Annotated in this window: 20 protein-coding genes and 1 pseudogene; 12 read left to right on the top strand and 9 right to left on the bottom strand. The window is 72.2% G+C overall.

Annotation, left to right across the window (positions count from 1 at the left end; genetic code table 11):
* Window positions 1-47: 47 nt before the first annotated feature.
* The 4 genes from ACFWUZ_RS08085 to ACFWUZ_RS08070 form a co-directional block, all read right to left on the bottom strand.
* On the bottom strand, window positions 48-2,648 hold the full coding sequence (locus ACFWUZ_RS08085) for a serine hydrolase (RefSeq protein WP_384368961.1): 2,601 nt from the start codon (window positions 2,646-2,648) through the stop codon (window positions 48-50).
* A 218-nt stretch (window positions 2,649-2,866) separates the two neighbouring features.
* Window positions 2,867-3,265, bottom strand: coding sequence for a DUF4440 domain-containing protein (locus ACFWUZ_RS08080; protein ID WP_384368958.1), 399 nt, complete (start codon window positions 3,263-3,265; stop codon window positions 2,867-2,869).
* A 24-nt stretch (window positions 3,266-3,289) separates the two neighbouring features.
* Window positions 3,290-4,051, bottom strand: coding sequence for a hypothetical protein (locus tag ACFWUZ_RS08075; RefSeq protein ID WP_384368955.1), 762 nt, complete (start codon window positions 4,049-4,051; stop codon window positions 3,290-3,292).
* Between the two features lie 136 nt (window positions 4,052-4,187).
* Window positions 4,188-4,619, bottom strand: a complete 432-nt coding sequence (locus tag ACFWUZ_RS08070; protein WP_384368952.1) for a GNAT family N-acetyltransferase — start codon at window positions 4,617-4,619, stop codon at window positions 4,188-4,190.
* A gap of 171 nt (window positions 4,620-4,790) precedes the next feature.
* On the opposite strand from ACFWUZ_RS08070, the gene ACFWUZ_RS08065 reads away from it, so the two are divergent.
* The gene (locus ACFWUZ_RS08065) at window positions 4,791-4,991 is read left to right on the top strand and encodes a hypothetical protein (protein ID WP_384368949.1); all 201 of its coding nucleotides are present in this window, start codon (window positions 4,791-4,793) and stop codon (window positions 4,989-4,991) included.
* 114 nt (window positions 4,992-5,105) lie between these two features.
* Here ACFWUZ_RS08065 and ACFWUZ_RS08060 read toward each other — a convergent pair whose 3' ends face one another.
* Together ACFWUZ_RS08060 and ACFWUZ_RS08055 are read right to left on the bottom strand one after the other, a co-directional pair.
* Window positions 5,106-6,335: a sensor histidine kinase gene (locus ACFWUZ_RS08060; RefSeq protein WP_384368946.1), complete on the bottom strand. Its 1,230-nt coding sequence runs from the start codon at window positions 6,333-6,335 to the stop codon at window positions 5,106-5,108.
* The gene (locus ACFWUZ_RS08055; protein WP_384368943.1) at window positions 6,332-6,994 is read right to left on the bottom strand and encodes a response regulator transcription factor; all 663 of its coding nucleotides are present in this window, start codon (window positions 6,992-6,994) and stop codon (window positions 6,332-6,334) included. Before ACFWUZ_RS08055 ends, ACFWUZ_RS08060 begins: the two co-directional genes overlap by 4 nt.
* A 35-nt stretch (window positions 6,995-7,029) precedes the next feature.
* On the opposite strand from ACFWUZ_RS08055, the gene ACFWUZ_RS08050 reads away from it, so the two are divergent.
* The 4 genes from ACFWUZ_RS08050 (at window position 7,030) to ACFWUZ_RS08035 (ending at window position 10,789) form a co-directional block, all read left to right on the top strand.
* Window positions 7,030-8,175, top strand: coding sequence for an ABC transporter ATP-binding protein (locus ACFWUZ_RS08050; RefSeq protein WP_384368938.1), 1,146 nt, complete (start codon window positions 7,030-7,032; stop codon window positions 8,173-8,175).
* Between the two features lie 171 nt (window positions 8,176-8,346).
* Window positions 8,347-8,526: a hypothetical protein gene (locus ACFWUZ_RS08045; RefSeq protein WP_384368936.1), complete on the top strand. Its 180-nt coding sequence runs from the start codon at window positions 8,347-8,349 to the stop codon at window positions 8,524-8,526.
* A gap of 467 nt (window positions 8,527-8,993) precedes the next feature.
* A complete protein-coding gene (locus tag ACFWUZ_RS08040; protein WP_384368931.1) occupies window positions 8,994-10,145 on the top strand; it encodes a serine hydrolase domain-containing protein in 1,152 nt (383 codons plus the stop codon).
* A gap of 230 nt (window positions 10,146-10,375) precedes the next feature.
* On the top strand, window positions 10,376-10,789 hold the full coding sequence (locus ACFWUZ_RS08035; protein WP_384369666.1) for a rodlin: 414 nt from the start codon (window positions 10,376-10,378) through the stop codon (window positions 10,787-10,789).
* A gap of 191 nt (window positions 10,790-10,980) precedes the next feature.
* Here the strand turns inward: ACFWUZ_RS08035 and ACFWUZ_RS08030 are convergent, their stop codons facing one another.
* On the bottom strand, window positions 10,981-11,109 hold the full coding sequence (locus ACFWUZ_RS08030; RefSeq protein WP_384368928.1) for a hypothetical protein: 129 nt from the start codon (window positions 11,107-11,109) through the stop codon (window positions 10,981-10,983).
* Here ACFWUZ_RS08030 and ACFWUZ_RS08025 point away from each other — a divergent pair.
* The 3 genes and pseudogenes from ACFWUZ_RS08025 to ACFWUZ_RS08015 form a co-directional block, all read left to right on the top strand.
* Window positions 11,062-11,241, top strand: a pseudogene (locus ACFWUZ_RS08025) (transcriptional regulator CynR); the annotation flags it as partial. The gene ACFWUZ_RS08030 and the pseudogene ACFWUZ_RS08025 sit on opposite strands and share 48 nt — an antisense overlap.
* 118 nt (window positions 11,242-11,359) lie before the next feature.
* On the top strand, window positions 11,360-11,647 hold the full coding sequence (locus ACFWUZ_RS08020; protein WP_384368924.1) for a hypothetical protein: 288 nt from the start codon (window positions 11,360-11,362) through the stop codon (window positions 11,645-11,647).
* A gap of 79 nt (window positions 11,648-11,726) precedes the next feature.
* Entirely contained in the window at window positions 11,727-12,305 is a 579-nt protein-coding gene (locus ACFWUZ_RS08015) for a hydrolase (protein ID WP_384368921.1), read from the top strand.
* 125 nt (window positions 12,306-12,430) lie between these two features.
* Here the strand turns inward: ACFWUZ_RS08015 and ACFWUZ_RS08010 are convergent, their stop codons facing one another.
* Window positions 12,431-12,934, bottom strand: a complete 504-nt coding sequence (locus tag ACFWUZ_RS08010) for a hypothetical protein (RefSeq protein WP_384368918.1) — start codon at window positions 12,932-12,934, stop codon at window positions 12,431-12,433.
* A 232-nt stretch (window positions 12,935-13,166) separates the two neighbouring features.
* On the opposite strand from ACFWUZ_RS08010, the gene ACFWUZ_RS08005 reads away from it, so the two are divergent.
* The 4 genes from ACFWUZ_RS08005 (at window position 13,167) to ACFWUZ_RS07990 (ending at window position 20,711) form a co-directional block, all read left to right on the top strand.
* Window positions 13,167-13,805 carry a hypothetical protein gene (locus ACFWUZ_RS08005; RefSeq protein WP_384368915.1) on the top strand — a complete coding sequence of 213 codons (639 nt, stop codon included), beginning with the start codon at window positions 13,167-13,169 and terminating at the stop codon, window positions 13,803-13,805.
* Between the two features lie 144 nt (window positions 13,806-13,949).
* A complete protein-coding gene (locus ACFWUZ_RS08000) occupies window positions 13,950-15,095 on the top strand; it encodes a hypothetical protein (protein ID WP_384368912.1) in 1,146 nt (381 codons plus the stop codon).
* A 347-nt stretch (window positions 15,096-15,442) separates the two neighbouring features.
* A complete protein-coding gene (locus ACFWUZ_RS07995; RefSeq protein ID WP_384368909.1) occupies window positions 15,443-19,201 on the top strand; it encodes a CDP-glycerol glycerophosphotransferase family protein in 3,759 nt (1,252 codons plus the stop codon).
* The gene (locus ACFWUZ_RS07990; RefSeq protein WP_384368906.1) at window positions 19,194-20,711 is read left to right on the top strand and encodes a hypothetical protein; all 1,518 of its coding nucleotides are present in this window, start codon (window positions 19,194-19,196) and stop codon (window positions 20,709-20,711) included. Before ACFWUZ_RS07995 ends, ACFWUZ_RS07990 begins: the two co-directional genes overlap by 8 nt.
* 19 nt (window positions 20,712-20,730) lie before the next feature.
* On the opposite strand, the gene ACFWUZ_RS07985 is transcribed toward ACFWUZ_RS07990, so the two are convergent.
* A partial coding sequence (locus tag ACFWUZ_RS07985; protein ID WP_384368903.1) for an IS5 family transposase occupies window positions 20,731-21,331 on the bottom strand: 601 nt, incomplete at its 5' end.

The raw sequence follows: 21,331 nt of genomic DNA, 5'->3' as shown, positions 1-21,331 counted from the left end.
CGCCTCCGTACGGCGGGGTGGACACCCCCGAGGAGCCGCGCGGCGTTCTAGCCCAGACGCGTGATCCGCGTGCCGAAGGAGGGCTCCGCCAGGGCGCCCTGCACCGCCACGGGTATGCTCTTCGCGCCCTCCCCGTCCCCGACCGTCAGGACGCCGAGCTCGGAGCCGGCCTTCGCGGTGTGCGGGGTCGGCGAGGATCCCCCGCGCAGGGTGAGCGTCAGCTGCTGCCCCGGTACGCCGATCACGTTCAGGTCCTTCGTGGCGACGAGCGGGGTGCGGCCCCCGAGGCCGTCGTCCACGTGGCCCACGACCTGGCCCTTGCGGACCACCGGGGTCGACGCGAGGGCTCCCCGTACCGCCTCGATGATCTTCCGGCTGTTCGCCTTCACCAGCTTCAGGCTGTTCTCCGCGTTGAGGTCCGGGCCGTCCACGCGCTGCTCCATCAACGTGCCCAGGATCAGCGGGGTCTCGTCGCCCACGGACTTGTACGCCGCCCACATCAGGGCCCCGCCCGCCGGCGTGCTCGACCCCGTCTTGATGCCCCGGACGCTCAGGCCGTTGACCGTGAGCAGGTCGTTGTTGTTCTGGATGGCCTTCGGGAGTCCCTTGATCTCGGCGCTCGGCAGGGCGACGATCGCGCGGAACACCTCGTCCTTCATGACCGCCTCGGCGAGCTTCAGCTGGTCCGTGGCGGTGCTGACGGTTCCCGCGTCCAGACCGCTGGGGTCCGTGTACGTGGTGTCCTTCATGCCGAGTTCCTTCGCGGCGGCGTTCATCTTCTCGACGAAGGCGGCCTCGGAGCCGGTGCCGGTGTCCCAGCGCGCCAGCAGCCGGGCGGCGTTGTTGCCCGAAGGGATCATCAGCATCTTCAGCATGTCCTGCTGACTGAACTTGGCACCGACGGTGAGCCCTTCGATCCGGGACTCGTTCTCGGAGGTGCCCTCCTCCACGGCCTTCGCGTCGACCACGATCTGCGGGCCGGCCTCGCCCTTGCGCAGCGGGTGGCCCTTGAGGACGACGTACGCCGTCATCACCTTGGCGACGCTGGCGGTCGGTACGGGTTTCTGCTCACCGAAGGTGCCGATGTCGCCGGAGCCGGGGACCCGGACGGCGCCCTGGCCCTTGGCGGGCCACGGTACGGAGAACTGCCCGTCGACGGTGTGCGTCTGCGCGGCGGCGACGATCTGCGGGGAGGGCAGCGGACGCAGCAGCTGGGCACCGGCGGCGGCACCCGCCAGGAGGAGCAGGATCGGGGTCCACACCTTGACGCGCCGCAGGGCCGTCCGGCGCGGGGTCTCCGGCGGGGGAGCGGTGTTGGTCAGCTCGGCCAGCAGGTCCAGCGGCGGCAGCGGGGCCTCGCGGGTCGGCTCCACGACCGCCGGCCGGGCTGAGGCCGGGGCCGGGGTTCGGGTCTGAGGCGGAACCGGGGCCTTGGCGGGGGCGGGGGAGTCCAGGTCCTTGAGTGCGACGAACCGGCTGGTCCGCTCGGGGTCGTGCCCGGCGTCCCGGGCCCAGGACGGCACCCGCTGCCCCGCCGGCCCGGCCCCGGCTTCGCCGGTGCCCTCGGCGTCGGGGTCGGCCTGGGTCTTGGCCTCGGCGTCGGCCCGGCGGGGCTCGGCGTCGGTCTGGGCCTTTGCCTCGGTCTGGGTCTGGGTCTCGGGCTCGGCGTCGGCTGGGGTCTTTGCCCCGGCCTCGTCCTTGGTGTCGGCTCGGGCGGTCTCGGCGTCGGCGTCGGCCTTGGCCTGGGGCCGGGCCTCGGGCTTGGCGTCGGCCGGGCCGGTCTCGGCGTCGGCCTTCGCCTGGGGCCCGGGCTCGTCCTTGGCGTCGGCTCGCGCGGTCTCGGCGTCGGTCTTCGCCTGGGGCTCGTCTTTGGCGTCGGCTCGGCCGGTCTTGGTGTCACCGTCGGCCTTCGCCCGGGCCTCGGGCTCGGTGTCGGCCTGGTTTGTCCCGGCCTCGTCCTTGGCGTCGGCTCCGGCGGCCTTGGTGTCGCCCTCGGCCTTCGCCTGGGGCCGGGCTGCGGGTGGGGCGTCGGCCCCGGGCCTGGCCGCGGGCTCGTCCTCGGCGTCGGCCGGGCCGGTCTCGGCTTCGGCGTCCGCCTTCGTGTGGGGCTCGTCCTCGGCGTCGGCGTCGGCCTTCGCCTCGGTCGGGGTCCCGGGCTCGGCCTTCGGCTCGGCTTCGTCCGTGGCGTCGGGCGCGGCTGCGGGGGCAGCCTTGCCGGCGGTCCGGGCGTCGGGCTCCGCCTCGTCCGTGGCGTCGGCCGTGCCCTCCCGGCGGGGCGCGGCAGGGGCATCCTGGCCGGCCGCGGGGGCGGCGTCGTTCTCGTCGACCCCGGCGTCGGCCTCGGGTTCCTCGGGCGTCGCGTCGCCGGTCCCGCCCCGGGGCAGGGCGCCACCGGTGTCCGGGTCCGCGTCCGCCTCGGCTGCGGTTCCGGCTGCAGCTTCGGCGGACGGCTCCTCGGGCCCGTCGTTCTCGGCGTCCGGTGTCCCGGCCCTCTCGGGGTCGCCGGTGCCGGCCGGCGCCTCGGTCGCGTCCGGGCCGCCGCCGGCGGGGGCGGTCGTGCCCGCCGTACCGGATTCCGTCGCCGCGACCTCGGTTCCTTCCTCCTCCGGACCGTCCGGGGAACCGCCCGCCACCCTTACCGCCTTCATTCCTGCCCCGCCTTGCCGCTCACCCCAGGCAGCCGCCGCCGCACCGCACGCGCGGTGACCGGCGGCCCGCCGGTTCATGCCGATACCGTAAGGCGGGGCCCCGCAGGAACCCCGCCGCATCCCTAGAGGGACACCGTGCCCGGTCCGTTCCCCGCGGCAGATCTTGTGACCGTTCGGTCATACTCGGCCCCGGCCGCCCCCGATGCCGGGGCGACAGGTCAGGGCCGGTCGTGCCAGGCGAACGCGGTGATCCGCCAGCCCGCAGGAGTGCGCACGAACTGGATGGTCTTCGTCCCGCCGCCCTCGAAGGGCTCGCCGTCCAGGATCCCGGACTTGCGGTACTCGCCGAACCGCGAGGCGATGTCGCCCGAGATCTCGGTGCGCTCGGACGTCTCCCACTCGGAGAACTCCACCAGACGGCCGCTGGCCAGCAGCCGTTCACGGGGCTCGACGAACTCGTCGGCGGTGTAGGCCGTGAACTCCGGGCCGGTATTGACGATCACACCGCCCGGAATGAGCAGGCGGCGGATCCGGGCCACGTCGGCCGCGCGGCCGCCCCGGTTGTCGAAGGCGCCGTAGAACTCGGCGGTCACCACGTCTATTTCGGTCTTGGACATGCCGTGACGGTAACAGCGACGACATCAGCGGGTGCCGTGCGGCAGCGAGACGTGGCCCGCGACCTGCCGGTCGGTGTCCGTGTCGATGAAGGACACCACCACCGGGCTGCTGCCCGTCGGCCCGCCCGCGGTCGCCCGCAGCCGGTAGCGCTCGACGCGGACGGAGTCCCGGGCCAGCGGCGTGCCGCCCGTGAACAGAGCCTCCGGCAGGGCGTCGTTGGCGATCCTGAGGGTGGCGGATCGCCAGGAGCCCGAGGCCTGGTCGAAGCGTTCCAGCTGGAAGCCCGGCCCCGTCCCCGGCCGGTCGCCGGGTCCGCCCGGCAGGAACTCCATCTGGAAGGCGACCAGCAGGTGCCCGTACGACGCCGAGTTCCCGTTGCGCAGGGTGACGGTGAACTCCTGCGCCGGCCCGCCGCGTACGAGGGCCAGCCGCCCGCTCCTGGTCTCGACCGCCACCGTCAGCCGTGTCGGGGCCGCGGGCGCGGTCGTCACCCGTGCCGAGGACGGGGGCGCCGGCGCGGAGGCCGTGGCGCGGGGCGGCACGGACGGTGCGGCGGAAGCCGGTGCCGCCCCCGCCTGCGACGCCACCCCCGCCCCCGACGCGCTCGCGCTCGCCGGAGGCGAGGGGGAACCGGAGGGGGTGGCGGGGCCCGGCGGCCCGGGCACGGCCGCGCCCGCGGGCGCCGCCGCGCCCGTCTCGTCCCCGCAGCCGACCGGCCCCGCCAGCAGGAGCGCGGCCGTGGCCGCGGCGGTCAGGGCACGGCGGCGTCCGGCAGGCGTAGGCATGAGTTCGGTCCCCCGAGGTCGGCTGACCCGGAACCTAGCAACCACCGTTTCCGGCCACGAGACCGAGCGGGCCTCGGGGCGGCTTCGGTTCGGTCACGGCCCGCGACCGAACCCGCGGCTGCGCGGGGGCCGCTGCTCAGCCGAGGGGCTTCTCGAAGCTGAAGGCCGTCACGGACATCCGCTCGCGGAAGTAGAAGCGGTGCGCTTCGGTCCGCTGGGTTCCCGAATCGAGGGCGAGGGTCGTGCAGGAAGCGGCCCTGGCGTGGTCCTCCAAGTGGGCGAGCAGTGCGTGACCCACCCCGGTGGAGCGGGCGGCGGCGCTGGTGACCAGGTCGTCGACGTAGAGCTTGCGGACCAGGTAGGTGTTGGCGACGGTCCGCCAGCCGGCCGCGCCCACGCAGTGTCCGTCCGCGTCGTACGCGGCGGTGAAGCGCAGCCCCTGGGGGTGGCCCTCGGCGAGGACGGAGCGGAACAGGTCCTCGGTGAGGTGGGGGCGGAGTTCGCGCAGCACCGGGAGCAGGTCGCCGATCAGGCGGGGGTCGCCGGGCTCAAGGTCGATGATCTTCATGGGGCCAGGGTAGAGGGCCCCTTCCGGCCGGCCGAAGGCCCCCGGGTCCTCCCGCCCCGCGCTCGTCCAATCGGCTTGGTCTTGGCCGTGCCCGGCCGTGCGCCGGGACAGCGGAACGAGTCCTCTCTAGGTTCTGGGGTGCCCGTTCCCCCCCCCTCGAAAGGTGGATCCATGCGTTCCGTCCGTTCCGTGCTGTCCGTCCTCGCCGCCGGTGCCATCGTCCTCGGCGGTGCGTCCGCGGCCAGTGCCGACGTCGTGGTCTACGCCCCGGCCGAGACCTCGTACACGCTCGTCTTCGGCGACTGGCTCCAGTTCGCCGCCGACGACGTGTTCAACGCGGGGCACGACAACACCGTCGGGTCCGACAACTGACGAGACCCCGCTCCCGGCCCCGGACCTCGCGCGCCCGCCGCGCGCCGTCCGGGGCGCCGGCGGTCCGGTGCCCGGCCGAGCGGGCCCCGGTGGCCCGGCACCCGGCCGAGGGAGTCAGCGGGCCGGGAACCTGGCCCGTACGTTCAGGCCGCCCTCGGGCCGGGTCTCCGCCGTGACCGAGCCCCGGTGCGCCGCCGCGATCGAGCGGACGATCGCCAGTCCCAGCCCGTGCCCCGCGCCCACCCGGGGCCGCACCCGGTAGAAGGGCTCGAAGAGCCGCTCCATGCAAGCCCCGTCCACGCGGGGGCCGGTGTTCTCGACCTCCAGGACGATGCCGTCGCCCTGCCGGACGGCCAGCCGTACCTCACCGCCCGGGGTGTTGTGGCCGATCGCATTGTCGAGCAGGTTCGTCACCAACTGGCGCAGCAGCGCAGCGTTCCCCGGTACTTCGGCTCCCGCCGCCGCATGCACCCGTACGACCACGTCCCGCTGTCCGGCCGAGAACTCCCGCTCCCGCGCGGTCTGCCGTACCAGCGCCGTCAGGTCCACCGGATCGGGGTCGAAGGGCGCGTGCTCGGCCCCGGCCAGGTCCAGCAGGGCCCGGACCACGGCGATGTTGCGCTCGTTGGTCTCCCGCAGCATCGGGGCCAGCTCGGCCAGCTCCTCGCCGCTGCTGTCCTCGGCGGCGATCTGCAGGATCGCCCGGGTCGTGGCCAGTGGGGTGAGCAGCTCGTGCGAGGCGTTCGCGGCGAAGCGCTGGTGCGCGGCGAAGGACTCCTCCAGCCGTTCCAGCATGCCGTCGAAGGTGTCGGCCAGCTGCCGGAGTTCGTCGTCCGGCCCGTCCGCGTCGATCCGGTAGGACAGGTTCCCGTCGCGGACCTTCGCGGCGGCTCGGCTCACCTCGTGCAGGGGCGCGAGCAGCCGCCGGGACACGACCCACCCGGCGCCCAGCCCCACCGCCATGATCACCAGCACCCCGGCCGTCGAGACGCCGAGCACCGCCGCCCACACGTCCTGCTTCGTACGCACCGACTTGGTGGCGGCGGCCCCCTCGTACGGGCTGCCCTTGGCCGGTACCTGCCCGGTCTGCGGGGACTCCCGGGTCTGCGGATCCGGCCCCGAAGGGCCCTCCGACCCCTGGAACGAAGGGGGCATGGGGCCCGTGGAAGCCAGCCGCACCGGGATGTCGTACGTGGGTACGTAGCGGATGCCGACGTAGATGATGGTCACCATCAGCGCCGCGCAGACGGCGAGCGCACCCGCGAACCCGGCGAACAGCCGGCCCCGGATGCCGAGGCGGCGGGTGCGCGTGCGCGGGCCGCGCGGCCGGGGGCGGCGGCTCACGCGTCGCCGAGGTAGTAGCCGGCCCCGACCGCGGTCCGGACGAGCTGCGGCTCGCCCAGCTTCCTGCGCAGCGTGTGCACCACCAGCCGCACCGCGTTGGTCAAGGGGTCGGCGTGCGCGTCCCACGCCTTCTCCAGCAGGTACTCGGCACTCACCACCCCGCCCTCGGCACGCATCAGCAGCTCCAGCACGGCGAGTTCCTTCGGCGTGAGCCGGACCTCCGTGCCCGCCCGCGCGACGCGCCGGCGGTGGGTGTCGAAGGTGACGTCGGCGAAGGCCAGTACGGGCGCGTACGCGGCCGGGCTGCGCGGGTACAGGGCCCGCAGCCGGGCCACCAGCTCGGGAAAGTCGAAGGGTTTGGACAGGTAGTCGTCGGCCCCCAGGGACAGCCCCGCCACCTTGTCGCCCAGCCGGCCGGCCGCCGTGAGCATCAGGATCCGGCACCCCGGGTCGAGGGTCTGGAGGCGCCGGCACACCTCGTCGCCGTGCACCTCGGGCAGGTCCCGGTCGAGGACCACCGCGTCGTAGTCGTGGACGGCCAGGCGGTCGAGGGCGGCCTGCCCGTCGTGCACGACGTCGACGGCCATGGCCTCCCGGCGCAGTCCGATCTCCAGGACCCGCGCCATGTACGCCTCGTCCTCCACCACCAGTACGCGCACGCCGCAGCCCCTGTCCTTCCTCTTCCGTGTCCGACGTGGCCGTCGGCGGAACCGCGATCCTCGCCCTCGTCGTGGCCTCGAACCTGCGCGAACGCCGCAACGAGCTGGGCATCCTGCTGTCCCTCGGCGAACGGAAGCCGAAACTGCTCGCCCAGCACCTGGTGGAGGTCGCGGCCTGCGCCCTGGTGGCCGTCGGACTCGCGGCGGCGGGCGGCCAGTTCCTGTCCCAGGCCGTCGGCGACCGGCTGCTCGCCGGCGAGGTCTCCTCGGCACGGGAACAGGCCGCCTCCGAGAACCGGCGACCGGACCCCAGCGCCATCGCGGGAGGCTCCGGCTCCCCCTCCACCTCAGGCCAGGACGAGCCCGCACCCATCGACCGCATGGACATCCGCGTCGGCCCGGCCGACATCGGCCGGATCGGCGCCACCGGCCTCGCGATCGCCGCGCTCCTGCCCGGCGTCCGCGTGCTGCGCCTCCCCCCGCGACATCCTCTCGAAGGGAAACTGACCATGGCGGCGATCCTCGAACTGGCCGGCGTGAGCCACACCTACCGCTCCGGATCCGGGAAGCGCACGGTCCTCAAGAGCATCGACTACGCCTTCGAGGCGGGCCGCACGTACGCGGTGATCGGCCCCTCGGGCAGCGGCAAGACCACCCTCCTGTCACTCGCCAGCGGCCTGGACACGCCCACCGCGGGCACCGTCCGCTTCGACGGCCGTGACGTACGGGAGATCGGCCTCGGCACCTACCGCAACCAGCACGCCGCCACGGTCTTCCAGTCCCTGAACCTGCTCACGTACATGACCGCAGTCCAGAACATCACCTCCGCCATGGAGATCACCCGGGTGAAGGGGCGACGCCACAAGCAGCGCGCAGTGGAACTCCTGGACCTCCTCGGCATCGACCGGGCCGACCAGCACCGCCGCACCCTCCAGCTCTCGGGCGGCCAGCAGCAGCGCGTCGCCATCGCCCGGGCCCTGGCCTGCGAGGTGGACGTCCTCTTCGCCGACGAACCCACCGGCGCACTGGACCACGACACCGCGGCCGACATCATCGAGGTGTTCCGCAAGCTCGCGCGCGACGAGGGCAAGTGCGTCATCGTCGTCACCCACTCCCCGCACGTGGCCTCGGCCTCGGACGAGATCCTCCGGCTCAAGCGGGGCAGACTCTCCCTCCCCTAGGGGGTGTCCTGCCGGTCAGGAGCAGGGCGAAGACCTCCGGTGCGGCGGGAGCCGTACGAGGCCCACCGCACGGAGGTCCTCGCCGAACGGGTCCGTTCCGGGCGCCCGCGGACGCGTCCGCATGACGGACACCGTCCACCGCGCCCCGAGCGGCCCCCTATCCTTGATCACGTGAGCCCGACCCCTGACCATCCCGCCCCCGAGCGTCCCCTCGCCGAGATCAACTCGGACATCCGCGGGCTGTTCGCCCGCGCCGAGGGCCGTCTGTCCGACGCCGAGCGCGTCCGGCACGCGATGCTGCTGGAGGAATGGGCCGCGGCGATAAGGGTCTCGGTGGTCCCGGCGGCCTGAGGCCCTGCCGCCCGGGCCCGCGCGGGCGCCCCTCAGGCCGCCGGGCGCCCCATCACCCCACAGCACCGGGCCGCCTCCCGGCAGCCGCAGATCCCGGATGGTGTCCGCGTCGGGAACGGCCGCGGGCCAGGGGGCGACCGATCGGCGGAGCATCGTCGGGAGTTGCCGTATGCAGCGTGTTCGTCGTGGTCGTACGGGTCATTCCGCTCCGGATGATCTTGAACGGTGGGGTGGGGGACCGGTGCGCCACGGGGGCAAGGAGGCGGCTGGGCACGGAAGTTCGGGCGGCCGCCCGCCGAGGCGGGACCGGGGCGGCTGTCGTGGAGACGCGGCCGCGGGTCCGTCCGGCGGACGCCGCGTCGCGGCCGTGTCGTACCGGTGAACGGGGGCCGCGGCGGCAGTCTTCTCCTACGACGTCCCGCGCCGGTCCCCTCCCGGCGCGTCCCGTACGCACGAGAAGGTGGACCATGAGCGAGCTGCGCAGTCTCCTTGAGGCCTGGGTCATCGACGGGACGGTGCCCGGCGCGGTGGCACTGATCGCCCGCGGCGACGAGGTCGAAGCCGCCGCGGTCGGCTCGCTCGACACGGCCGGCACCGCGCCCATGGCCCGCGACTCCCACTTCCGGGTCGCCTCGCTCACCAAGCCGGTGACCGCGGCGGCCACGATGATGCTGATCGAGGACGGGCTCCTCGCCCTCGACGCGCCCGTGGCGCGCTGGCTGCCGGAACTCGCCGCACCGGTGGTCGTCCGTACGCCGTCCTCACTCGTCGACGACGTCGTTCCCGCAGACCGCCCGATCACCGTCGCCGACCTGCTCACCTCCCGGGCCGGGTACGGCTTCCCCTCAGACTTCTCTCTGCCCGCGCTCCAGCCCCTGATCAGCGAATTGCAGCAGGGCCCGCCGCAGCCCCAGCGGATCGCGGAGCCGGACGCCTGGACGGCGACGCTGGCCCGGATCCCGCTCCTGTACCAGCCGGGCCACCAATGGCTGTACAACACCTGCTCCGACATCCTCGGGGTGCTCCTCGCGCGCGCCGCGGGCCGTTCGCTCCCGGACCTGCTGGCCGAGCGGGTCTTCGAGCCGCTCGGCATGCGCGACACCGGCTTCGCCGTGCCGCCGGCCGGACTCCACCGCTTCACCAGCTACTACCGGACAGCCCCCGACGGCAAGGCCCTGGACCTGGCCGACGCGCCCGGCGGCCAGTGGAGCTCCGTGCCCCCGTTCCCCTCCGGAGCGGGCGGGCTCGTCTCCACCGCCGACGACCTGCACGCCTTCGGCCGGCTGCTCCTCGCGGAGGGCGCGTACCCGGGCGGGCGGCTGCTCTCGGCGGACTCCGTGCGGCAGATGACCACCGACCACCTCAGCGCACCGCAGCGCGAGGCGGGCGCGCTCTTCCTGGACGGGCAGGGCTGGGGGTACGGGGGCTCCGTCGACGTGGCCCGCCTCGACCCCTGGAACGTGCCCGGACGCTACGGCTGGATCGGGGGCACCGGCACCGCCGCCCACGTGGTCCCCGCCACCGGCACGGTCACCGTCCTGCTCACCCAGCGCGAGATGGACAGCCCGCAGGCCCCCGCGCTGATGCGGGAGTTCTGGACCCACGCAGCCCGGACCTGAGCCCCCGAGGGACTTCGCCGACCCGCCTGCCGGGGGTCCGGAGCCCGGGGTCATGGGGCCATGACGCCGGTTGCCCGGATCCGGCGACAGCCCTGTGTGACCGACCTGCGGATTGCCGTCCGCGCGGACGGTGCGGGGGGCTGAACGGGTGAAGCTGCGCAACCCGCCCCGGAGTCCGCCGTTGATCAAGGCGCTCACCACCGTGCACTCGTGCAACAGAAGGACCAATGATGATCAAGAAGATGATGGCCACCGCAGCCGCCACCGCCTCCCTCGTAGGCGTGGGTGCCGCCATGGCCGCCCCGGCCATGGCCATCGGCAACGACAACGGGATCAACACGGTCAACGGCAACGGTGCCCAGCAGATCTACGGCAACCAGAAGACCCACGGCGACCTGAGCCCGCAGCTCGGCCTGGTCCAGGGCACGCTCAACAAGCCCTGCATCGGCCTTCCGGCCAAGGTCAACGCCCAGTCCCTGGTGGCGGTCCTCGCCAACATCGGCGTCCAGGACGTCAACATCCTGTCGAACCCGCAGAACCAGCAGTGCACCGAGAACTCCACCCAGGCCAAGGGTGACGAGCCGCTCTCGCACATCCTCAGCAACATCCCCGTCCTGTCCGGCAACCTCTCGGCCGGCAGCTGACGAAGTCCCCTCTGCGAGCCGGGGCCTCCGACGCCTGCGCGAGTGCCCACGGGGCCCCGGCTTGTTCCGCCCGGATCCACGGATCCGTCACGTCCGCAGGCACGCACCGGTCGCGAGGCCGGGCCCTTGGGCACCGACCCGCACGTGGCAGAGCCTTCCCCCAGCAGTCGGGCGGAAGGCTCTGTGGCGTTTCAGAAGGGTTTCGTCGGAAAGTACTTGCCGGCCAGCGTGATGACGGTGCGCTCCCCGCCCTCGGGGCCGGGGCCGGCGCCGGCCGGGCCGTACGGCTCACCGGCGCCGGCGCCACCTACGTCCACCACGACCGCGCCGCCCTGCGCTGACTCACCACCGCCGAGCGGGCCCTCGTGGACCTGACCGACCTCTCCCGGGGTTTCCTGCGCCTGGCCCTGACCCCCACCTTCACGGCGTACCTCATCGGCCCGGTCGTCGCCCGCGCGGGACTCGTACGCCCCCGGCCACAGAGCCGACCTCGTGACATTTGCCCGCCGTGCTCCCCGCCGGGCCCGACGGTTCTTGCACGGCCGCAGCGGCGGTGTCTAGCGTCGGGCCATGAGCACCGAGCCGCAGCGTTTCGAGATCCTGTTGGTACCCGAGCACGTCAAGAACCGGACCGGCGCCCCCCAGGCGGACCACCCCCTGCGGTCGGCCGTCGTCGAGGCGACCGGCGCCACGGGCGCCTCCGGCTACCCCCGCTACACCGGCGAGGGTATGGAAGCCGACATCGACCCGGAGACCCGCACGGTCGAGGCCCTGCTCGTCGACGGCTCCGAGCTGGACCCCGGCATGACCGCCCTGATCGCCCCGGAGGCCGGGAAGGGCCCCGGCAGGCGGCAGTAGGACCGCCCGCGCCGGTGTGCGCTCGCCTCCGGTGTCCTTGTGTCCGCCCGTCGGACCGAACCGAAGGAAGAGCCTCCTGATGACCGGCCTGAACCTCGACGCGCAGACCGCCCTCGTCCTGATCGACCTTCAGAAGGGGATCCTCGCCCTGCCCGTCAGCCGCCCCGCCGACGAGGTCCTCCGCCAGGGCGTCCGGCTGGCGGAAGCCTTCCGGGCCAGGAAGCTGCCCGTCGTACTCGTCAGGGTGGCCTGGTCGGCCGACGGCGGGGACCTGCCCGTCGCGGCCGCGGACCGGCCCGGTCCGGCAGCCGCGCCGCCCCCGGCCTTCTCCGAGTTCCCCGCGAAACTCCCCGCCGACGGCGACATCGTGGTGACCAAGCGCCACTGGGGCGCCTTCACCGGCACCGAGCTGGACCTCCAGTTGCGCCGGCGGGGCGTCCACCGCATCGTCCTGGCGGGCATCTCCACCAGTGCGGGCGTCGAATCCACCGCCCGGACCGCCTGGGAGCACAGCTACGAGCTGGTCTTCGCCGAGGACGCCACCGCCGACACGGACGCCGACTCGCACGCCCACACCTTCGGCAAGATCTCCCCGCGCCTCGGCAAGGTCACCACCACGGGCGAGATCCTTGCCGCCCTCGGCTCGGTCGGAGCCTGACGGAGACCGACGGGCCACGGAGTGCCCCGGGGCTCGGCGGCGGACTGCCGGTCCCGTCCGCGAGGTTGGGGTACGGGACCGGCAGCCGATGACCGTGCCACGGGTCAGCGGGACACCCCGGCGGGTCAGCGGAAGAGCACGGAGGCGTCCCCGGCCGCGGTGGTGACCGAGCCCGGACAGAGGAAGCTGCCCGAGGTCTTGGTGGCCGTGAAGGGCCGGTTGACGTATTTCCGGGTGGTCCCGTCCCTGTCCCAGACAAGGCTCGTCGCCTTGTACCGGCAGGAGATGAAGCTCTGTTTGCCGGTGATGTCGATGAGGTCGGTGGTCACCACGCCGGCGGTGTCGTCGAAGGCGAAGGCGGGGTTGTTGTTGAGGGATGCGGTGATGTTCCCGTCACAGCTGAGGTTGCCGCCGGGCTTGTTGACCGTGGTGCGGTCGACAGTGAGGGCGCTGGGCGGGGCGGCGCTGGTGCTCGCTCCGGTCCACGTGCAGGTGCTGCCCGCCACGACGATCACGCCGTCGGCCTTCTGGTCGGCCGCGGGTCCTGCCGCGGTCGCCGGCACGGTGATGGTGACGGTTGCCGCGACCACCAGTGCGGCCAGTGCGGTGAGCGTGGGGATGTGCCTCATGTCGCTCCTCCTTGTCACGTCCTTGTGGGGGTGAGGCGAGGCCCGCGGGCCTCGCGGGGAGTGCGCCACGGAGCGTGGCACAGGGACCTTGAATTGTCAGGGGCAGGTCAAAAACTGGCCTGATGACGTCCTCCCGGCGGGACGGCGCGCACCCCGTACCGCACGCCGGCGGTCGACACCGGCCGGGCATAATCGGCAACCTTGCCCGCCCGTGAGGGAAACGGAGACCTCTGTGACACGCCCGACCCTGCTCACCGCCGCCACGCTGGCCGTCGGCCTGCTCGCCCTGACCGCCTGCGGGAGCACGCGGGCTGCGGACGGGGGCGGTGCTCCGTCGGCCGTCTCCGCCACCGGGATCCCGTCCGGGTCCGCGTCCGCGTCCCGGTCCCCGGACGTCGCCGCGGACGCGGCGGTCGCCAAGGCCGCGCACGACAAAGCGTTTCCGGACATCGCGGCACGCTGCGCCGCCGAGGGGACGGCGACGGCCGCCGCTTCCGGCCCGCCGGACGCCCTGCCCACGGACCCCGAGGCGGCCAAGCACGCCGAGAACAACGCCTTCAAGAAGCAGGCCGGGTTGAAGCCCGAAGCCCGGTGCCGGGGCGAGGCGCACGCGCGCCGCATCAAGAACGCCCTGGCCGGGCCCGGTGCCGTCATGCCGGTCACCGAGGAGGGGCTGACGTCCGCGCTGACGGCGCTGGGCTACGAGATCGCCGGTGGCGACGTCTACCGCAGCGGCGGTGCGCTGGGCTTCGCCTACGCGATCAAGGGGGTCGGCCCCTGCGTCACCGGATGGCTCGGCAGCCCCGTCAAGGTCGAGGCCCACGGGGCGTACATGGAGGGCGGCTGCCGGGAACCGCGCGGCGGCCACTGAGCGCGGACGGCGGGGGTGGGCAAGCCCGGACCCAGGGGCCGGCACCCCGGCGGACTGCCGTAAGTTGTCCCCCGGCCCGGCTGGACCGGCCGACGTACGCAGCGGAACGAGCACGAGCAGAGCACGGGCGGGAGTGGGCAGGACATGGCGCGACGGGGACGTGCGGAAGCGGACCGGGACGTCACCGCTCCGCCCGCGGTCCTGGGCTCCGCGATAGCCACCGCCGCCGACGGCGGCGGGGCGACCCCGGGCTGGCTGCGCCTGGGCCGCGACGGCCGCCTCACCGCCTACGCGAGCTGCCCCGAGGGCGTGGTGCGCTGGACGGAATCGGCCCCGGGCTCCGACCGCTGGCAGGGACCGGACCTGTTCCCCGTAGAGGGCTGGACCGGCCGGTTCACGCTGGCCCAGGACGCCCAGGGCTTCGTCTGGTTCGCCGGCGTACGGCAGCGGGACGGCGCTCCGGACGGCCGCGAGTTCGTCATCGCGGCCCAGTACCAGACGGGCCGGCCGCTCAGCGACTGGCGCACGGTGGGCAATCCGTTCGCGGCGGAGGCACAGGCCCCGCCGCCGGGGGACCCGGTGGTCCTGTCCGACGGAGCGGGCTCGCTGCATGTCGTCGTCGCCCGGTTCGGAGCCGGTGTGCGCGGCCGCACCCAGTACGCCGACGGCAGGTGGGGCGACTGGGCGGACTACCAGGGCAAATGGGTGCGGGGCTCAGTCGTTCCGCTCGTGACCTCCCAGGGACGCGCGGAGTTCCTCGCCCCGTTCCGCGGCGGGGCGGCGTACTGGGGCCAGGACGTGCCGGGAGGCGACTTCCGATGGCTGGGGCGCACGGAGGCCGATGCCGTCGAGGGCACGTACAGCTGTCACGAGACGGGCCCCGGTTCCGGCACCTACTTCTGGCGCCACCCGGCGGACGGCAGTGTCATCGCCTACCGCCCGCAGGCCGCTGCCGGGCCGGGGCGCCGGCCCGCCTCTCTGGGCGGTTCAGGCGGGATCGGCCCGGTCGGCGTCGTCCGTACGCACCTCAACGGGTATGACTGCACGGTCCTGTTGCAGCGGGGCGCCGAGGGGTATCCCGAAATCGCGGCCTACCCGACGGAGGGTGAGCAGTACGGAGCCTGGTGGGCCCCCGTGGGGGAGCGGTGCGCCGGGCTCCCGGCGGTTGCGCTCGACGCCCACGGCTCGGTCGCGATCGCGATGGTCGACATGGACGGCGGACTGCGGATCGCCCGGCAGGATCTCGCCGCCCCGGGCCTCGCCTTCGGCCCCTGGCGCACGGTGGGGTGACATTCCTCACCGGGGTGCGGGTCCGAGGCGACCGGAATGCGCCCGTCGGCGCACGCGTGCCCGAACCGGTGGGAGTTGGCGGGTCGCTCACGTCCGGAACGTGGCCGCACATTCGCAGGTGTGAATATTCAAGGGGACGGCGGCTCCCCTCACACTTGCCCGCCCTTCATCAAGTGGCTTACGCTGCGCTGGCCCTGTGAGGATCGCATAAGTGTGCGGATCGCAGGCTCAGGGGTGGGGTGAGTGCGCGGGGGCGGTGTGTGGCCGGAGTCAGGGGCGGGCCGGTGGCGCGTTGCGGCAACTCGGCGCGCTCCGGCGACGAGTGTGACGATCGAGGAGTTTTCTGAGTGGCAGGTACGCCCCGCCTGAGTGTCGTCGTTCCGTTCCAGGATGTCGAGATCTACCTCGAGGAATGTCTGGAGTCGATAGCCAGGCAGACGTTCCGCGACCTCGAGGTCATCATGGTCGACGACGGCTCGACCGACTCCTCGACCGCGATCGCCGCCGACTTCTCCCGCCGCGACCCCCGTTTCAGGCTGCTGCGCCAGGAGCCGATGGGTCCGGGTCATGCTCGTAATGTCGGCATCCGCGCAGCCCATCCCCAGGCCGAGTTCCTGGCGTTCGTGGACGGCGACGACGTCATCCCCGAGTACGCCTACGAGTTGCTCGTACAGACCCTCGAAGCCTCCGGATCCGATTTCGTCTCGGGCAACGTCCAGATGATGAACTCCACCAAGCGGTGGCAGTCGCCGCTGCACAAAGCGCCCATGCAGCGCGCCAAGCGCGGGACGCACATCACCAAGCTGCCGGAGCTCATCTACGACCGGACCGTGTGGAACAAGGTGTTCCGGCGGTCCTTCTGGGACTACCACTACATGGCCTTCCCCGAGGGCGTCATGTACGAGGACTCCTGGGTCAACATGTTCGCCCACTTCCGCGCGGCCAAGGTGGACATCCTCACGGACGTCGTCTATTTCTGGCGCCGGCGCGAGGGCGGTGCCGCCCCCTCCATCACCCAGCGGCACACCGAGTTCAGCAACCTGCGGGACCGGGTCTCCGCCGTGCAGTCGGTCAGCCGCTTCCTCGCCGGACACCGCGCCCGCTCCTACAGCGAGCACAAGCGCAAGTACGACCTCGCCTGTCTGAAGTCGGACCTGATGCTGCACCTGAAGGTGCTGCCGGACGCCGACGAGGAGTACCGCGACGCGTTCATGCGCTGGGCGAACGAGTTCCTCGACGAGGCCGACGACGACATCATCGACGAGCTTCCCGCCGACGCCCGCGTCAAGTGGCTCCTGGTGCGCGAAGGCCGGCTGAAGGAACTGCTCGACGTCGTCGAGTTCGAGCGCAAGGGCGGACCGCTGCCCGTCCAGCGGCGCCTGCACCGGTACCTCAACTACCCGTACCTCGGAGACCGTTCGGTCGGCCTCGACAAGAGCGCGTACCGGCTGGACAAGGAACTGTCGCTGCACGGTTCGCTGACCGCCGCCCGCTGGGACGACTCCGGCCAACTGACCCTCGAGGGCTGCGCCTACGTCCGTTTCATCAACGTGCACAAGCGGCACATGTCGATGAAGGCGATCGCGCTGCGGAACAAGAAGCAGGGCCGCGTCCTCGTCGCCAAGGCGAAGACCACCTACTATCCGCAGGCCACCGAGCACTCCCAGCAGAACCGGTACTGCTACGACTGGTCCGGCTTCCAGGTCCGCTTCGACGTCTCCCGGCTCAAGCGCAAGGGCGAGTGGACCGAGGGCACGTGGGACGTGGCGGCCGGCGTGCTCAGCCGCGGCCTGTTCCGCTACAAGGGCATCGTCCGCGGTGGCGCGGGCAGCGCCGCGAACCCGCCCTACCACTACGTGGACAAGAACACCCGGGTGGTACCGCTCTTCCTCCAGGGCAAGCTCAAGCTCCGTGTGGAAAGGGTTCGTTGCCGCATCACCCGGCACCGGATCGCCGGCGACCACCTCGAACTGCGCGGTGTGTACCTGGGACCCAAGATGCCCGAGTGGGGCAAGTTCCGGGTGACGAGCATGGGCGGCGCCGGTCGCAACGACTCCTGGGTCCACTTCAAGCCCGGCGGCGAAGGCTGGTACACCTTCGTCACCCGCATCCCGGTCAAGGCCCTGGTCCCCGGCCACCGCACGGCGTCCACCGACGGCATCCCGCAGACCTGGAACACCGGCAGCAACGGCTGGAAGACCACCCTCCACGTCGAGGGGCGCAAGGCGGCCATCTATCCCGTGATGGCCGAGGACGCCACCGACGGCCACTACCGTCTGCCCGCGGAACTGCAGACCGACACCGGTGACCGCGAGGTGTTCGTGCACCGCAACGGCTCCGGATACGTGGTGCTGTTCGAGCGGGACACCCTGCCGCTGGCCACGTCGGCCACCTGGCACGAGGACGGCTCCCTCGAGATCGCCGTGAGCTACGCCGCGGAGGACAGGCTGAGCGCGGCCGAGTTCGCCTCCGCCCACATCGTCGTACGGTCGCGCGCCCACGGCGCCGAACGCGTCGTCCCGGTCACCTGGTACGGCCAGGAGTTCCGCTTCGTCCTGGCGCCCGCGGCCGTCCGCACCCTGGCCGGCGACATCCCGCTGGCCTCCGGCCGCTGGGACTTCTTCCTGCGCCGCCACGACCCCTCCGCGGTCGCTCCGGAGAACCGGTCCGGCGACCTCATGGTCAAGATGACGCAGGAACTGATCCCCGCGCTCCCCAGCGAACTGACCGTCGACGAGCGGCGCTACGAACTCCAGGCGGAGGCGTACGACCGGCTCTCCCTCCTGGTCCACTCGGCGATGCCGGACGAGGCCCGCGGACCGTACCGGCAGAAGCTGATGCGCACCAAGAAGTACCCGGAAGCCCGTCGCAAGCCCGTGACCCGGACCGTGCTCTTCGACGCCTTCAAGGGCACGCAGTACTCCGACAGCCCGCGCGCACTGCACGAGGAGATGGTCCGCCGGGGCGTGCCCGTCGAGCACCTGTGGGTCGTGCGTGACGACCAGGTCGCCGTGCCCCCCACCGCCCGCCCCGTCCGCATGTGGTCCCCCGAGTGGTACGAGGCCCTCGGCCGGGCGCGGTACGTCATCGCCAACAACCACCTGCCCGACTGGTTCCAGAAGCGCGAAGGCCAGATCGTCGTGCAGACCTGGCACGGCACCCCGCTCAAGAAGATCGGCCACGACATCGAGGCCGTGCACTTCGCTGACAAGCGGTACCTGGAGCGGGTGGAGAAGGAGGTGCAGAACTGGGACATGCTCGTGTCCCCGAACAGCTTCAGCACCCCGATCCTCCAGCGCGCCTTCCGCTTCCCCGGCGAGATGGTCGAGAGCGGCTACCCGCGCAACGACGTTCTGCGCCGCGCGGACTCCGGGCAGCGCGCCGCACAGGTGCGCCACCGCATCGGCCTGCCGCCGGACAAGAAGGTCATCATGTACGCGCCGACCTGGCGCGACGACCAGTTCTACGCGCCCGGCAAGTACAAGCTCGACTTCCGCATCGACCTCGAGGACGCCCGCGCGCAGCTCGGCCGGGACCACGTCCTCCTGGTACGGCGCCATCCCAACGTGGTGGACCAGGTGCCCGGTGCCGGTGACGGCTTCGTGTTCGACGTGTCCGACTACCCGGACATGGCGGACCTCTCCCTCATCACCGACGTGATGATCACGGACTACTCCTCCCTCATGTTCGACTTCGTCAACACCGGGCGGCCGATCCTCTTCTTCACGTACGACCTCGACCACTACCGGGACACCCTGCGGGGCTTCTACTTCGACTTCGAGCAGTCCGCACCCGGCCCCCTGCTGTTCAACTCCCCGGAACTGATCGGCGCGATCCGTCACCTCGACCGGGTCCAGCAGGACTACGCCGCCCGGTACCGCTGGTTCCAGCAGGAGTTCTGCGACCTCGACGACGGCCACGCCTCGGCCAGGCTGACCGACCGCATCCTGATCGCCGGAGGAGACCTCGACCCCGCGCACGCGCAGGCGCCGGTCGGCGGCGCGCCCGGACACGACAACATCGGCCAGGCCTCGCCCTGGCGTCAGCAGACCCTCGACCAGGTGCCACGGCAAGCGGTGAGAAGAATGGATTCCGAGCATGTCTAACGCAGCCCAGAACACGCGCCGCATCTTCACCGGCGTGGAGTCCTCCGGGCCGGTGCCCGTCGAATACCGGTTCTCCCACGCCAAGAACGGAAACCGGCACCTGGTCGTCGTCTTCGCCAACTTCACCGCGCCCGGCGAGTACGGATGGTCGAACGGTGTCCTCGACAAGGTCCGGTCGAACATCCTGTGGATCAGGGACCTGTTCGACGGCGCGAACAGCTACTACCTGTGCAAGGGCATGGACTTCGCCCTGGAACAGTCCGTCGCCGGACTCATCTCCCGCGTCATGAACTCCCTTTCCCTGACGCCGGACGACTGCACCATGTTCGGCAGCTCCAAGGGTGGCAGCGCGGCGATCTACTTCGGCCTGAAGTACGGCTTCCGGAACATTCTGGCCAGCGTGCCCCAGTTCCTGATCGGAACGTACGTCAAGGAGGGGATCCCCAGCGCGGCCCGCCTGATGATGGGGGAGGTGACGGAGCAGAACGTCCGCGTCCTCGACTCCGTCCTGCCCGATCTGGTGCGCAGCGGGGCCAACCCTTCGGCCAACATCTACCTGATCTCCTCGCCCCAGGACGAGCAGTACACCCGCCAGGTGGAGCCGTTCATCGGGCTGTTCCAAAGACACGAGAACTTCAACTTCGTGTACAACGACTCCTCCCTGATCACCGGTCACGGCAAGGTGACGCTGCGCAACCTCCCCGCCATCATGGGGCTGCTGAACCTCCTCGTCGACGGCATCGCCCCCCGGATCGGCATGGTCCGCAACGGCTGCGAGGAGCCGGAGCGCGACACGTCGGCCATCGACGCGTACCTCACCGAGACCTCGCAGGTACGGGGCGACTCCTTCCCCCGGCCGGTGGTCCTGAGTCCGGCCGCGAACGACCGGACGGCCCGCGACGCCATCCGCTTCGTGGGGACGGCGCCGGGAGCGGTACGGGTCAGCCTGTGGGAGGACGGCAAGTACCAGGGCGCCGCGCCCGTCGCCGCCGACGGCAGCTGGACCTGGGAGCGGGACAAGCCCTGGGCCAAGGGACGGCACGTCATCCGGCTCTTCGCGGCCGACGCGAACAACTACCAGTCCGAGCGGACCGAAGTGATCTTCACCGCCGTGGACCCGGAGACCGCGCAGGAGGCCGCGCCCGCCCCGGTCGCGGCAGCCGCCCCGGTCCAGGCGCCGATGCCCGCCCAGCCCCTCGTACTGACGGTGACGGCCCCGGCCGCCCGCCAGCAGCTGCACGGCCCCGCCGTGACCTTCTCGGGATACGCCCCGGGAGCCGTCCGCGTGGAGTTCCAGGAGGGCGGGGTCGCCCTGGGCACGTGCGGGGTCATGGCCGACGGCAGCTGGACCTGGCAGCCCGGCTGGGCCTGGAACGAGGGAGGGCACTTCGTCGAGGCGATCGCGGTGGGCGCCGCGGGCAACGCGTCCCCGTGGGTCACGGTTCCCTTCAGCCTGGGGAACGCCTACGCCGTGCCCCAGCCCGGCGCCTACTTCACCCCCGGCTACTAGGGCCTGTGTGATGTCGTGATCATTCGGTGGTCTTGATCAGGTGGTCGATCCAGATCATTGCGGCGCGGAGGTGGAGGCCGGCGAGGTAGCTGTCCGGGCTCTTGTCGCAGCGGGTGGCGATGCCTCGCCAGGCCTTCAGCTTGTTGATCAGGCGCTCGACCGTGTTTCGTTCCTTGTAGAGGTCGGCGTCGTGGCTGAAGGGTCGGCCGCCTCGTGTGCCCTTCTTCTTGCGGTTGGCGGCCTGGTCCCGCTTTTCCGGGATGACTGCCTTGATACCGCGTCTGCGCAGGTAGGAGCGGTTGCCGCGGGACGAGTAGGCCTTGTCCGCGGCGACCGCGCCGGGAGTCGTGCGGGGACGGCCGACGGGCAGGCGGACCTTCACCCGCGCGAGCACGGGAACGAACTGCGGGCTGTCCCCGGCCTGTCCGGCGGTCAGGACCAACGCGAGCGGACGGCATCTTCGGTCCGCTGCGAGATGAATCTTGCTGGTCAGGCCGCCACGGGACCTGCCGAGCAGGGCTTCCTTCAGGCGGAGTTTGTGTCTGCGCCGGATGGAGCGACGCTCGGCCTGTCCGTTCTGTGCCTCCGGGTTGCCCCCTTTTGCCGCGCTGCCTCCTGCT

Source organism: Streptomyces sp. NPDC058646 (assembly GCF_042716875.1).
Taxonomy (GTDB): Bacteria; Actinomycetota; Actinomycetes; order Streptomycetales; family Streptomycetaceae; genus Streptomyces.
The sequence above is the reverse complement of the archived record's forward strand: the minus strand, read 5'-3'. Positions and strand labels throughout refer to the sequence as shown.